The 12,918-nt window shown below is 46.9% G+C and carries 12 protein-coding genes; all 12 read left to right on the top strand.

The window, feature by feature from the left end:
* Positions 1-9 precede the first annotated feature (9 nt).
* Complete coding sequence (locus tag G590_RS0116500; protein WP_022766759.1) at positions 10-945, top strand: ACP S-malonyltransferase; 936 nt, start codon at positions 10-12, stop codon at positions 943-945.
* A complete protein-coding gene (gene fabG / locus G590_RS0116495) occupies positions 938-1,678 on the top strand; it encodes a 3-oxoacyl-[acyl-carrier-protein] reductase (protein ID WP_022766758.1) in 741 nt (246 codons plus the stop codon). The genes G590_RS0116500 and fabG overlap by 8 nt, the downstream gene beginning before the upstream one ends.
* Positions 1,671-2,912, top strand: a complete 1,242-nt coding sequence (gene fabF / locus G590_RS0116490) for a beta-ketoacyl-ACP synthase II (RefSeq protein ID WP_022766757.1) — start codon at positions 1,671-1,673, stop codon at positions 2,910-2,912. The genes fabG and fabF overlap by 8 nt, the downstream gene beginning before the upstream one ends.
* Positions 2,912-3,340: an acetyl-CoA carboxylase biotin carboxyl carrier protein gene (locus G590_RS0116485; RefSeq protein WP_022766756.1), complete on the top strand. Its 429-nt coding sequence runs from the start codon at positions 2,912-2,914 to the stop codon at positions 3,338-3,340. Before fabF ends, G590_RS0116485 begins: the two co-directional genes overlap by 1 nt.
* 11 nt (positions 3,341-3,351) lie before the next feature.
* The gene (gene fabZ, locus G590_RS0116480; protein WP_022766755.1) at positions 3,352-3,777 is read left to right on the top strand and encodes a 3-hydroxyacyl-ACP dehydratase FabZ; all 426 of its coding nucleotides are present in this window, start codon (positions 3,352-3,354) and stop codon (positions 3,775-3,777) included.
* Position 3,778: 1 nt separating this feature from the next.
* Positions 3,779-5,107 carry an acetyl-CoA carboxylase biotin carboxylase subunit gene (locus tag G590_RS21440; protein WP_022766754.1) on the top strand — a complete coding sequence of 443 codons (1,329 nt, stop codon included), beginning with the start codon at positions 3,779-3,781 and terminating at the stop codon, positions 5,105-5,107.
* A 3-nt stretch (positions 5,108-5,110) separates the two neighbouring features.
* Positions 5,111-5,944 (top strand): acetyl-CoA carboxylase, carboxyltransferase subunit beta, encoded by an 834-nt coding sequence (accD, locus tag G590_RS21435; protein ID WP_022766753.1) that lies wholly within the window; start codon positions 5,111-5,113, stop codon positions 5,942-5,944.
* Between the two features lie 22 nt (positions 5,945-5,966).
* A complete protein-coding gene (gene accA / locus G590_RS0116465) occupies positions 5,967-6,722 on the top strand; it encodes a carboxyltransferase subunit alpha (RefSeq protein WP_022766752.1) in 756 nt (251 codons plus the stop codon).
* A gap of 12 nt (positions 6,723-6,734) precedes the next feature.
* The gene (locus G590_RS20010) at positions 6,735-8,381 is read left to right on the top strand and encodes an AMP-binding protein (protein ID WP_022766751.1); all 1,647 of its coding nucleotides are present in this window, start codon (positions 6,735-6,737) and stop codon (positions 8,379-8,381) included.
* 105 nt (positions 8,382-8,486) lie between these two features.
* On the top strand, positions 8,487-9,251 hold the full coding sequence (locus tag G590_RS20005) for an alpha/beta hydrolase family protein (RefSeq protein WP_022766750.1): 765 nt from the start codon (positions 8,487-8,489) through the stop codon (positions 9,249-9,251).
* 117 nt (positions 9,252-9,368) lie between these two features.
* Entirely contained in the window at positions 9,369-10,442 is a 1,074-nt protein-coding gene (locus G590_RS20890; protein WP_155828790.1) for a class B sortase, read from the top strand.
* Between the two features lie 142 nt (positions 10,443-10,584).
* On the top strand, positions 10,585-12,873 hold the full coding sequence (locus G590_RS20885) for an EAL domain-containing protein (protein ID WP_051142177.1): 2,289 nt from the start codon (positions 10,585-10,587) through the stop codon (positions 12,871-12,873).
* Positions 12,874-12,918 lie beyond the last annotated feature (45 nt).

The following is a 12,918-nucleotide window of genomic DNA, read 5'->3' as shown; positions in this document are numbered from 1 at the left end:
GGAGTTTTTATGGGAAAGATCGCGTTTTTATTTGCCGGCCAGGGAAGTCAGTATCCCGGCATGACAAAGGATTTATTTGAAAGTGTACCGGAGGTGCACGATTTTTACGGAGTTGCCGAGGCAATCCGCCCGGGAACTCTTACACAGATGTTCTCAGGTTCAGAGGATGAGTTGAGAAAGACTGAAAATACGCAGCCCTGTCTGTTTCTTGCAGATCTGGCGGGAGCGCTGGCTCTTATCAGGAACGGAATAAAGCCCGATGCCGTGGCCGGATTTTCACTTGGAGAGGTCGTTGCACTGACCGCTTCGGGAATTCTTACCAAGCAGGATGCGTTCAAGCTCGTCTGCAAACGCGGCAAGTTCATGCAGAAATCCGCAGAAGCTGTCACAGGAAGCATGTTTGCCGTAATGCGCATGGACAATGACGAGTTAAAAGAGCTCTGCAAAGAATATGAGGTTTATCCGGTTAATTTCAACTGCCCCGGGCAGACTGTAGTATCCGGTGAGAAATCCAGGATGGAGAAGTTTAAAGAAAAGCTCACCGAGCTTAAGGCCAGATTTGTAGAGCTTCCCGTGGGAGGCGCGTTCCACACGCCTTATATGGAAGGCGCTGCGGAAAACCTTAAGAAAGAGCTTAAAAGCGGAAAGATATACAACTTAAATCAGCCTGAGATACCTCTTTATGCCAATAAGACCGCAGAGCCTTATTCAAACGATGAAGAGGAAATGATCAGCACGATTTCCGATCAGGTTAAGAGCAGTGTTAAGTGGGAGGAAACCCTTAACAATATGGCCAGAGACGGAGTGGACACCTTCATAGAATGTGGCCCCGGCAAGGCTCTTTCGGGATTTGTTAAAAGAACTGTTGAGGGAGCGAAGATATATAACGTATATAACATGGAATCCCTTCAGAAAGTAATTGAGGAGCTTGGAAAAGATGCTTAATGGAAAGAAAGCCGTTGTAACAGGTGGAAGCAGAGGCATAGGTAAGGCAATCGCCCTGGAATTTGCCAAAAACGGAGCAGATGTGGCAATCATTGTAACAAAAGAGAGCAAAGCTGCCATGGATACGATAAAAGAGCTGACAGACCTTGGAGTAACAGCAAGGCTTTATACCTGCGATATCAAGGATCCCGACCAGGTAGAGAGTGCAGCTCAGGAGATAATTGCGGATTTCGGATCAATAGACATCCTGGTTAACAACGCAGGAATCACCAAAGATAACCTGCTTCCGAGCCTTGGAGTAATGGATATCGACAACGTTATTGATGTTAATCTCAAAGGCTGCATGTTTGTCACAAGGTCTTTTATCAGAAGCTTCGTAAGAAATCGCAAGGGAAGCATTATAAATATCAGCTCGGTTGTCGGACTTATGGGCAACAAGGGTCAGACCAATTATGCGGCGTCAAAGGCCGGTATTGTTGGATTTACCAAGTCTGTAGCCAGAGAATACGGCAGGAAAAACATAAGATGCAACGCGATTGCACCGGGATTTATAACCACAGATATGACTGCCGGGCTCAGCGAGGCTCAGACTGAGGAGATGAAAAAAATGATCCCCATGGGTAAGCTCGGAAGCCCTGAGGATGTGGCTCGCCTTGCGCTTTTCCTGGGTGGAGAAGAGTCGCAGTATATCACAGGAGAAGTGATCAAGGTCGATGGAGGAATGTATGTGTAGAGTAGTTGTGACCGGAATGGGCGTTATTTCGCCTGTTGGAAATGATCTGGATACCTTTTGGAACAATTTAAAGAACGGGGTATGCGGAGTAGACAAAATAAAGAGATTTGATGCATCAGGGCTTAAAGTCAGCCTGGATGCGGAAGTTAAGGATTTTAATCCGAAGGACTATTACGACAGCATGCAGGAGATCAGAAAATCCGACCTGTTCATGCAGTACGCTATGGCAGCTGCCAAGCAGGCAGTGGAGCAGAGCAGGATCCTGGAGTCGGATCTTGATAAAGAGCGCTTCGGAGTATATATAGGCTCGGGTATTGGCGGAATCAATACCACGATCCGTGAGCAGGACAAGTTAAGAGACAAGGGACCTGACATGGTTTCGCCTTTCTTTGTGCCGATGATGATCAGCAACATGGCTGCAGGAGCGGTTTCCATTAAGTTTGGAGCAAAAGGCCCCACACTTCCTGTAGTCACAGCATGTGCGACATCAACTCACACTCTGGGAGAGGCTTACAGAGCCATCAAGCACGGTTATGCCGATGCCATAATTGCCGGCGGAAGCGAGGCATCTATCAATGAGCTGGCAATGGCAGGATTTATCAATTGTCAGGCGCTGAATCTCTCGGAGAACCCCGAGGAGGGCAGTCTCCCGTTCGATAAGAGAAGAGGCGGCTTTGTCATGGGCGAAGGAGCAGGAATAGTCATTCTCGAGGAATATGAGCATGCCAAAAAGCGCGGAGCTGATATTCTTGCTGAGGTTGTTGGCTACGGAAATACCGCTGACGCCTACCATATCACGGCACCGGATCCTGAGGGTGACGGAGCGATCAGGGCAATCAAAAATGCCGTAAATGAAGCAAAGATCGGCGATGACGAGGAAATCTACATCAATGCCCACGGCACGGGGACACACTTAAACGACGCCATGGAGACCAAGGCCATCAAGGCTGTATTCGGTAAAAGAGCTTATGACATCCATATAAGCTCGACCAAGTCCATGACAGGACATATGATGGGCGCAACAGGCGCAGTTGAAGCGATTGCTTCAGTCCTTGCCCTGAAGGATGGCGTAATTCCGCCGACAATAAATTATAAGGAAGCAGACGAGGAGTGCGACCTTGATTACACAGTAAACAAGGCAGCAAATGTGCAGGTTGATTATGCTATCAGCACATCTCTCGGTTTCGGCGGACATAACGCATGTATTGCATTTAAACGATATGAGGCAAAGTAATGACTAATTCGCTAAAAGATTATGAGGAAATATTTGAAAGGCTCTCCCTGACTGAACTTGATGTCCAGGAGGGGGACTTTAAATTAAAGCTCAAAAGAGAGATGACTTCCCCTCAAAGTCCTGCACCGGTTCCGATTTCAGTTCAAACCCCACTACCTTCAAAGGAACCGGAGCAGGCAACCTCAAATAAGGTTATTACAGGTGTAGAGGTTAAGGCACCCCTGCTCGGCGTATTCTACGGCGCTGTAGGGGACAAAAAAGCTATAGAAGTGGGTGATAAGGTTTCAAAGGGTGATGTTTTGTGCACTTTGGAAGCCATGAAGATGATGAATGAAGTAAAAGCTCCGGTGGATGGCACTGTGACGGAAGTTAATGCCGGTGAGGGTGATCTTGTGGAGTTTGATCAGGTTCTTTTTGTCATTGAGTAAGGGAGGCCGATATGGACAGAGAAGAGATTAAGAAAATTCTTCCCCACAGGGAGCCGATGCTTCTTGTAGATGAGGCATATCTCAATGAAGACGGTTCGGCTACGGGCTATTACACCGTAAGGGGCGACGAGTTCTTTTTACAGGGACATTTCCCCGGAAATCCTATTGTTCCCGGAGTTATTCAGTGCGAGATGATGGCTCAGTCCGCCTGCATCATGTTCGCGGACAAAATGCAGAATAAGGCAGCAACACCGGTCTATACGGGCCTTGATAAGGTGAGATTTCGCGGGATGATAAAGCCCGGAGACAGGATACAGATCGATACGAAGCTTCTTCGTCAGAGTCATCCCATGTATCTGCTACATGGGGAACTCACGGTTGATGGAAAAAAGTGTATGAGCGGCGATTTTTCTTTTGCCATATTGGAGGAGAACTGAGATGTTTTCTAAGATCCTGATTGCCAACAGAGGTGAAGTTGCGGTGCGCGTGATAAGAGCCTGCAAAGAGATGGGAATCCAGACGGTTGCGGTTTATTCCAAGGCCGATAAGAGCGCTCTTCACGTGGAAATGGCTGATGAGAGCTACTGCATCGGCGGTCCCATGGTAAAAGACAGCTATCTGAATATGGACGTCATTCTGACGGTGGCAAAAAAGACCGGCGCCGAGGCAATCCACCCCGGATACGGCATGCTGTCCGAAAACCCTGAATTTGCCAAGGAATGCAGTGATAACGGAATCGTACTCATCGGACCGAGCGAAGACATCATGCGCAAAATGGGGCAGAAAGAGGTTGCAAGAGAGATCGCAAAGAGTGCTGACGTTCCTGTCACACCGGGAAGTGACATTCTTGCCGGTGGTGATGATGCCATAAGAAATGCAGAGATCATCGGCTATCCGGTGATCTTAAAGGCCAGAGCCGGTGGTGGTGGCAAGGGTATCAGAGTTGTCAGAAATGAAAGTGAGCTTATTCCGGCCTTTGAGCAGGTTAAGAAGGAAGCCGAAAGCTCTTTTGCCGATGACGCAATCTTCATGGAGAAATATCTCGAAAATGTAAAGCATGTTGAGGTTCAGATAATTGCGGATACCAAGGGAAAAGTCCTGATTTTGGGCGACAGGGACTGCTCTGTTCAGAGGAAGAACCAGAAGCTCATTGAGGAGTGTCCGGCGCCTCTTTTGGCAGAAGACTTGCGAAGCAGGATGTATGAGGCTGCAAAGAGACTGGTCAAGGCCGTCGGATATGTGACTGTGGGAACTGTGGAATTCCTTGTAAAGGGCGATAAGTTCTACTTTATGGAGATGAACACGAGACTGCAGGTTGAACATTCAGTGACCGAAATGGTCTGCGGAATAGATATCGTTGAGTGGCAGATAAGGACAGCTGCCGGAGTAGAGCTTCCCTTTGAACAGGAGGAGATCAGCAGGAAAAAACATGCCATTGAGTGCAGGATCTGTGCGGAAAATGCCAAGGATTTTACACCGGCAACAGGCATGGTTGAGCTGCTTCACGTTCCCGGCGGAGTGGATGTCAGGTTCGATTCGGCTCTTTATCAGAGCTACGAGGTTACGCCTTTCTACGACTCAATGCTGGGTAAGCTCATTGTGTGCTCGGATACCAGAGACGGCGCGATCCGCAAGATGAAGAGTGCTCTCTCTGAGTTTGTGCTGCTCGGAGTTGACAACAACAGGGATATGCACATGAAATTCATGGAAAACGGCAGATTTGTTATAGGTAACTATGATACGGGAATCTGCCAGAAGGTGTTATAAGATATGGAACTTAAGAGCTTATTTCTGAAAGCCAATAATGAGCTTGAAAATACCGGAAACAGGCCCAGGAGCAGGAGGATAACCTGTAAGAAGTGCGGCAAGCAGGTGTCGGTGGCAAGGATCAGGAAGAACAATTTTGTCTGTCCTGAGTGCGGACACTACTTTCCGGTGAGAGCCCGTAGAAGAATACTGATGCTTACGGATAAAAGAAGCTTTGTAGAGATGGACAGGGACATGGAATCCAAAAATGTCCTGAATTTTCCGGGATATGATGAAAAACTCTCCGCGGCCAGGGAAAAGAGCCGTGAAAACGAGGGAGTTATCTGCGGCGAGGCGACCATCGGCGGAAGCAGAGTATGTATTTTTGCCATGGACGGCAATTTCATGATGGGGTCTATGGGCGCCGTTGTGGGCGAGAAGATAACAAGGCTCTTTGAATATGCTACAGAGCAGCATCTGCCGGTGATCGGAGTTACGGTCTCCGGGGGAGCCAGGATGCAGGAGGGAATGATATCTCTTATGCAGATGTCCAAGATTTCTGCGGCGGTAAAAAGACATGACGAGCAGGGAAATCTTTACATAGTGCTTCTGACAAATCCGACAACGGGGGGCGTCGATGCCTCTTTTGCCATGCTTGGGGACATAACATTGTCAGAACCTCATGCAAGGGTTGGATTTGCGGGACCGAGAGTAATTGAGAAGACGCTTAATCAGAAGCTTCCGGAGGGATTCCAGAAGGCTGAAAGGGTGCTGGAGTGCGGCTTTATTGACGCAATAGTGCCAAGGCAGGAGCAGAGGGATTATATCGACAGGGTTTTGAAGCTCCATGGATATTAAGGCGCAGAGGTGATATTTGAAAATGAATGATATTGAGATAGTCAGGGCTGCCAGATCAGAGAATCGCCTGACTTCCATAGATTTCATAGGGTCTGTGGTAAAAGACTTTGTGGAGTTCCATGGGGACAGGCTGTACGGCGAGGACAGAGCGGTAATAGCCGGGATTGGCAGGATTGATGATATAGCTGTAACCGTTATCGGAATAGAAAAGGGCAAGAACACAGAGGAGCGCATAGAGCATAATTTTGGAAGTGCAATGCCTGAGGGATACAGGAAGGCTCTTCGTCTCATGAAACAGGCGGAGAAGTTCGGACGGCCGGTTCTGTGTTTTGTGGATACGGCCGGAGCCTACTGCGGAATTGATGCTGAGGAGAGAGGCCAGGGAAGGGCAATTGCACGGTGTCTTGCGGAGATGTCTGGTTTAAAGGTGCCGATCCTGTCCATTGTTATTGGAGAAGGCGGAAGCGGCGGAGCGCTGGCTCTTAGCCATGCCGACAGGATCTGGATGCTTGAGGATGCTTATTTTAGCGTGGTTTCTCCTGAGAGCTGTGCCAATATCCTGTGGAAGACCCAGGATAAGGCTGATGTGGCGGCGGAGGCTCTTGGGCTTACGGCATCTAAGCTGTATGAGTTGGGACTTATTGATAAGGTTATTAAGAGCGAAGATGTACCGGGGCTTTCGGATGAGATCTATGCGCAGATAAATGAGCTTCTGGAGATTCCAACAGATACTCTTGTTACTCAGCGCTACATGAAGTTCAGAAAAGTCGGTTATTAAAGGAAGAAACCCATGATATATGAGGATTATTATAAAGAGATCAAAGACAGTCAGGGTAGCATAACGGATGTTATGTTTGACTACTCCGATAGTTTTAACTTTGCCTATGATGTGATGGACAGGTTTGCCGATGAGACTCCCAAGCAGCTGGCTCTTTTGCATAAAACTGCCGAAGGCAGGATCACAAGATTCACCTTTGACGATATAAAGAGGCTGTCTGATAAAGCTGCAAACGCTATGAGAAGTCTTGGAATTGGCAAGGGCAATGGCGTAATGCTGCTCCTCAAAAGGCGCTACGAATTCTGGATCAGCATTCTGGCAATCCACAAGCTGGGAGCTGTGGCGATTCCTACATCGCACATGGTGTCAGCCGAGGATATCAGGGAGAGAATGAAGCTCTCCGGCGCCAGGGCAGTGATCTGTGTAAATACAGATGATATCTGTGATAAAGTGGCCGAGGCTGTGTCAGGACTGCATGTGACAATGATCGTTGTAGGCAATAGATACAAGGACAGCGAGTGCTTTGAAGATATCGTGGAGGCAGCTGAGAGCTCTTTTGCCAGAGTAAAGACAAATGTGACGGATCCGATGCTGTATTACTTCACTTCCGGGACCAACGGGGCGCCCAAGGCAGTGATTCACGACTTTTCATATCCGCTGGCGCACATTTTTACGGCAAAAAACTGGCACGGAGTTCAGAATGGGTGGCTGCATCTGACTGTGGCGGACTCGGGATGGGCCAAGACGGCCTGGGGCAAGCTCTACGGCCAGTGGTTCATGGGCGCTGCCATCATGGTCTATGACTATGAGCAGTTCTATGCAGGCGATATGCTAAGGCTCCTGGAGGAAGAGAAGGTCAACACCTTCTGCGCGCCTCCTACCATATATAAGTATTTTGTGTTGGAAGATTTCAGCAAATATAATCTTGAGAATCTGCACTTTGTTACCACTGCAGGAGAAGCCATGCCAAAAGAGGTTTCTGCGAAGTTTAAGGAACTGACGGGGCTTACGATCCGCGAGGGCTTCGGACAGACTGAGACGGCGCTTCAGATCTGCACAACAGTAGATGGGACGCAGATTCCGGGAAGCATAGGAAAGGCTTCGCCGCTGTATCAGGTTGAGCTGGTTGATGAGAACAATAATCCGGTTCCCGTTGGGACAGAAGGCGAGATTGTGATCGTTCCAAGGAACGGGAAGCGCCCTGTTGGAGTATTCTCCGGCTATCTTGGTGCTGTTGAGCAGTACAGGGAAGTCTGGGAAGGCGGGATCTACCACACCAAAGACATGGCAATCCGTGATGAAAATGGAAATTTCTTTTTCGTCGGCCGAAACGATGACGTTATAAAATCCAGCGGTTACAGAATCGGACCTTCGGAAGTAGAGGACATTCTGATGCGCCATCCGGCTGTGTTCGAGTGCGCAGTTACGGGATTTCCTTCCAAGAACAGAGGGGCTCTCGTCAAAGCCAGTGTGGTCCTCAATGACGGCTACGAACCCGGCAGCAAGCTTGCTGTGGAACTTCAGGACTACGTCAAAAAGAGGACAGCCATCTACAAATACCCGCGCATGGTGAAGTTTGAGGAGAGCCTTCCCCACAACGCCAACGGCAAGATCCTCAGATCCGCCATCCGAAAAGCGGACTACGCTAAAGCAAAATAATGGTCCCTAGGGACGGAGGTAAGGGGTCATTTTTGACCCCTTACCTCCGTCCCGGGGGACCATTTTGCTGCGCCACTGATTTGAAAAAGTGGTAAGATTGTAGGTATGGAAAAGAAAACTTACAAAACAATTGAAGAGAAACTTGAAGTGACCAAGGAGAATGGCCGTGTCATCAGGGGATTGATATACAGACCCGATGGAGATGGCTCTTTTCCCACGGTGATATTCTCGCATGGGTTCGGTTCAAACTACCGTGAGTTGATGCACCACGGAAACGGATATGCTGAAAGTGGCATAGTATGCGTGTTCTTCGACTTCTGTGGAGGCGGACTTGAGTCTGAGAGTGACGGCACTATGCAGGAGATGACGGTAATGACCGAGGCTTCCGACCTGGTTGATGTGATGGAGAGCGTAAAGTGCCTTTCATATGTTGATAAGGACAGCTTATACCTTCAGGGAGAGTCCCAGGGAGGCTTTGTTTCCGCGATTGTAGGGCGTGCTTACACTGAGGATGTGAAAGGATTAATCCTCTGGTACCCGGCGTTTGTCATCCCGGACGACTCCAAGAGACGCCTTGAGAGCGGAGAGACAGAGGTCTTTGGCATGTCAATAAGCCCGGAATATGACAAGGTTGCTGTCGATATAGATGTAAAAGACCTTCAGACGGGCTTTGGTAAGCCGGTGCTCCTGATCCACGGCAACAAGGACGACGTTGTGCCCATAGAATATTCCAGAACTGCAGCTGCCAACTACGGCTACGCGACACTGCGTGAAGTTAAGGGTGCAGGACATGGCTTTGACGGCAAGGATTCAGACATGGCCCGCGAAGCATCCGTGGACTTCGTGAAGATATACGAGAAGATTTCCTGATAGAAAAGTATCTCTCTGCCATAAAATAAGGCGGTGAAAAGAGTTTATAAATTTCATTGTGAATTTGGCCTCTCATGTGATATGATTGTCGAGTTGAAATGAGAGGTGTAATTAGTTTTGCAGTTAAGTAGTAGATTAGAAGAAAGAAAAAAGAACATAATAACGAGTCTGATGCTGTCAGTGAAAGGCTTTAATGAGAAACACAGAGCAATCGCGGCAGTAACGACTTTTTTTGCACTTCTGCTGATAGTAATACTCAGCGCTTTATTTTCTGTTGCCATTTTTGTGTGCTCCCTCTTTGGGAAGAATGCATCCACAGGTAAGAGAGTAGCTGGAATTGTGTTGGCAGGAGTTCTTTTGTGTGCAGCAATTTTTGCAGCGCAGAGGATAGCCGGTCCTGAGACATCGAAATCAGGCAATGGAGCGGCAGAAACAAGCACGTCAGAGCCTGCTGAAGCAGTAGAAGCAAACACAACAGAGCCAGCCCAAGATGCGGAAGCTGTAGCAGATGCCACCAAGCAGGATGTAGAAGAGACTGCGGCTCAGGAAAAAGAGCCTTCAGCAGAGCAACCTTCAAACGAAGGAACTACAACAGCCACAACTCAGAAGAAATCCTGGGACACAGCCGACATAGAACTGGACAAGCTCATGGAAGCATATCCTGAAATGGTTGGCTGGGTATATTTTGAGGACGGCCATATCAGTTATCCGATAATGCAGTCTGAGGACAACGAAAAATACAGCAAGCTTGATTACATGGGAGAGGAAGCACCCACAGGCGCTATTTTCCTGGATTATCGCTCAGCTGCAGATTTTACTGATGCCAATTCCATCGTATACGGCCACAACATGAAGGATGGCACGATGTTCGGGTCTCTCAGAGAATACAGAAAAGATCCGGCCTACTATAATGACCATATGTATTTTCAGATCATTACACCACAAAAGGCCTACAGGTACCTGATTTTCGAGTACATGGATGTTTCGGAGACTTATATCCTCTATGACTATGTCTCGGATGCGGCTCTCGAATTTGTAAAGGATGCTGAACATGTCAGGATCAAGTCCTACATGGATTCAGAGATTCCGGTCAATAAAGACAGCAAAGTTGTTACCCTTTCAACCTGTACGAAAAAGGATGACCTCCAATTCGTTGTTTTGGGTGTATTGGTAGAAGAGTCTGACCGCTAATTTTGCTGAATAAAAATAAGCTTGTATACAATAATTAAAGTTTAATAAATTTGCGCAATTTTGATATCTTTTCCTCCGAATAAAGTATAGAATTTAAGTGAGTAACTATGCGTTTTTTTACTTTATTCCGGAGGCGTGCAATATGTTCAGATATGCTTTCATAGTAGTATTTGCCGTATTGATAGCTACTTTACTGTATTGTAGCCATGCTTCCATGTGCTCAAAAAAATCGATAGGCAAGTCTGTTTGCCTGTTTTGTCTTTCACTTGTTCCCCTTGTTCTCGGAAATATGTTCATAATCGGCACCAGCACACGAGTTGTGGCACTGGTGGGGTATTATATGTACTACATTGGCATGGACATTGCTATGTACGCTCTTTTGCGTTTTACCAGAGAGTATTGCGGTGTTAAAAATGCCAAAAACCAAAAAGATCATATTGTGCCGTTCTGGCTCCATATTCTATTTACAATTGATGTGATCCAGCTTCTTTTAAACAATATCTTTTCACATGCCTTTGAACTTCAGGAAGTTTCGGCATATGGAAAACCATATTTTCTCAGTGTTCCGCATATAGGTGTTTCAATACACAGGGTAGCCTGTTACAGCGCCATCGCCATCGTAATGTTTGTTTTCGTAAAAATAACCATAAAGGTTCCGGTTTTATACAAGGAGCGCTATATTGTCATCCTTATAACTTTGATCCTTGGCACTATCTGGCAGGCATACTATGTCTTTTTCCGCATCCCTATTGACAGATCCATGGTTGGATTTACTATATTGGGTCTGCTGATCTATTATTTCTCAATCCTATACAGACCGCTCAGGCTCCTGGACAATATGCTTGCGGACATCGTATCTGACACGAAGGTGGCGGTTGTATTATACGGCCCTGAAGGCAGATGCATATGGGTAAATGAGCCGGCAAAAGAGCTTACGGGAATCAGAAGCGATAACCTTGAGGAGGTTTCGAATACACTTATTTCTCTTTTTGGCGATGTAAGTAAACTTCCTGAGGCAAAAGAGGTTGAAATGTCCCTGGGGACAGCGCCTAATGAGCGTAGCTACATGGTCGCACACGGCAAGTTCAACGACAGATACGAAAGAAATCTGGGTACTTACGTCAAGGTCAGGGATATTACCGAGGAAAAAAAGCGTATCGAAAAAGAGCTCTTTGCAGCCAATCACGATGCACTGACAGGCATATACAATAAAGAGTACACCTTCAAAGTTATCTCTGATCGTTTAAAACAGCATCTTTTGAAGGATTATTATGTAGCGTCAATTTATATATGTGACTTTAAGGTATTTAATGATGTATTCGGCCGGGAATTCGGTGATGCAGCGCTCATTCAGATTGCAGACTGGCTCAAGAAATATGCTGATGAGACCTGTATTTACGGTCGTATTGCCGGTGATACTTTCGGGTCATGTCTTCCTAAAAGGCTGTTTGTACAGAATATTGTCGAGAACGACCTGTCGCACTTTAAAGTCAGATTGGGGGATGTGGAGCATCGTATTACCGTACATGTAGGCTTCTGCGAGATAGAGGAAGATGATCAGGATCCCTCTGTTCTCTATGACAGAGCTCTTGTGGCGCTGGATTCAATCAAAGATGATTACAGAAAACATGTCGCTTTCTTTGATAAGAAGATCAGAGATAAAATGCTCTGGGATCAGGAAATTTCGGGCCAGCTTGACACAGCGATAGAAGAGAATCAGATAGTGCCTTACCTGCAGCCCATAGCTGACAAAAACGGAAAGATTGTCGGCGCAGAGGCTCTTGTAAGATGGATCCACCCTGTACACGGCTTCATGTCACCCGGTGATTTCATACCTCTGTTTGAGGACAATGGCATGATCACAGAGCTGGACAAGCATATTTGGAAATCGGCGTGCGAAATCCTCTCCCGATGGGAAAAGACAAATCCGAATCTTTTCATTTCTGTGAATGTTTCTCCGAAAGACTTCTACATGACAGACGTTCTGGCTGAGATAGTCAGCGATGTAATACAGTATGACATCGATCCGCACAGACTGCGTATTGAAGTTACGGAATCCAGCATGATGAGGGATACCGATGACAAGATGAAGATCCTTGAAGAGTTCAGAAAACAGGGCTTTATCGTTGAAATGGACGATTTCGGAAGCGGATACTCATCTCTTAACATGTTAAAAGACATGCCGGTTGATATTTTGAAGATCGACATGAAATTCCTGGGTAAGAGCAGTGATGAGATCAAAGCGGATATTATAGTTAAAAACGTGATCCGCCTTGCTGAAGATCTGCAGATCATCTCTCTTGCTGAGGGTGTAGAGACCGTAGATCAGTTCGAAAGACTCAAAGTACTTGGATGTCATCTGTTCCAGGGTTACTATTTCTCAAAACCAATACCTATTACTGAATTTGAAGAACTGATTTCAAAGTCATGAAATACCAGCTTTCTTAAGGGACTTGCAATAGAGTCCCTTTTTTTG

The organism is Butyrivibrio sp. XPD2006, from assembly GCF_000420865.1.
Taxonomy (GTDB): domain Bacteria; phylum Bacillota; class Clostridia; order Lachnospirales; family Lachnospiraceae; genus Butyrivibrio.
This window is presented reverse-complemented; position numbering and strand designations above follow the sequence as displayed.

Excerpts from the sequence above, each read along its gene's own strand:
- fabG (WP_022766758.1), top strand. The coding sequence starts at position 938 with ATGCTTAATGGAAAGAAAGCCGTTGTAACAGGTGGAAGCAGAGGCATA.
- G590_RS20005 (WP_022766750.1), top strand. The coding sequence starts at position 8,487 with ATGGAAAAGAAAACTTACAAAACAATTGAAGAGAAACTTGAAGTGACC.
- G590_RS0116500 (WP_022766759.1), top strand. The coding sequence starts at position 10 with ATGGGAAAGATCGCGTTTTTATTTGCCGGCCAGGGAAGTCAGTATCCC.
- G590_RS21440 (WP_022766754.1), top strand. The coding sequence starts at position 3,779 with ATGTTTTCTAAGATCCTGATTGCCAACAGAGGTGAAGTTGCGGTGCGC.
- fabF (WP_022766757.1), top strand. The coding sequence starts at position 1,671 with ATGTGTAGAGTAGTTGTGACCGGAATGGGCGTTATTTCGCCTGTTGGA.
- G590_RS0116485 (WP_022766756.1), top strand. The coding sequence starts at position 2,912 with ATGACTAATTCGCTAAAAGATTATGAGGAAATATTTGAAAGGCTCTCC.
- fabZ (WP_022766755.1), top strand. The coding sequence starts at position 3,352 with ATGGACAGAGAAGAGATTAAGAAAATTCTTCCCCACAGGGAGCCGATG.
- accA (WP_022766752.1), top strand. The coding sequence starts at position 5,967 with ATGAATGATATTGAGATAGTCAGGGCTGCCAGATCAGAGAATCGCCTG.
- G590_RS20010 (WP_022766751.1), top strand. The coding sequence starts at position 6,735 with ATGATATATGAGGATTATTATAAAGAGATCAAAGACAGTCAGGGTAGC.
- accD (WP_022766753.1), top strand. The coding sequence starts at position 5,111 with ATGGAACTTAAGAGCTTATTTCTGAAAGCCAATAATGAGCTTGAAAAT.
- G590_RS20885 (WP_051142177.1), top strand. The coding sequence starts at position 10,585 with ATGTTCAGATATGCTTTCATAGTAGTATTTGCCGTATTGATAGCTACT.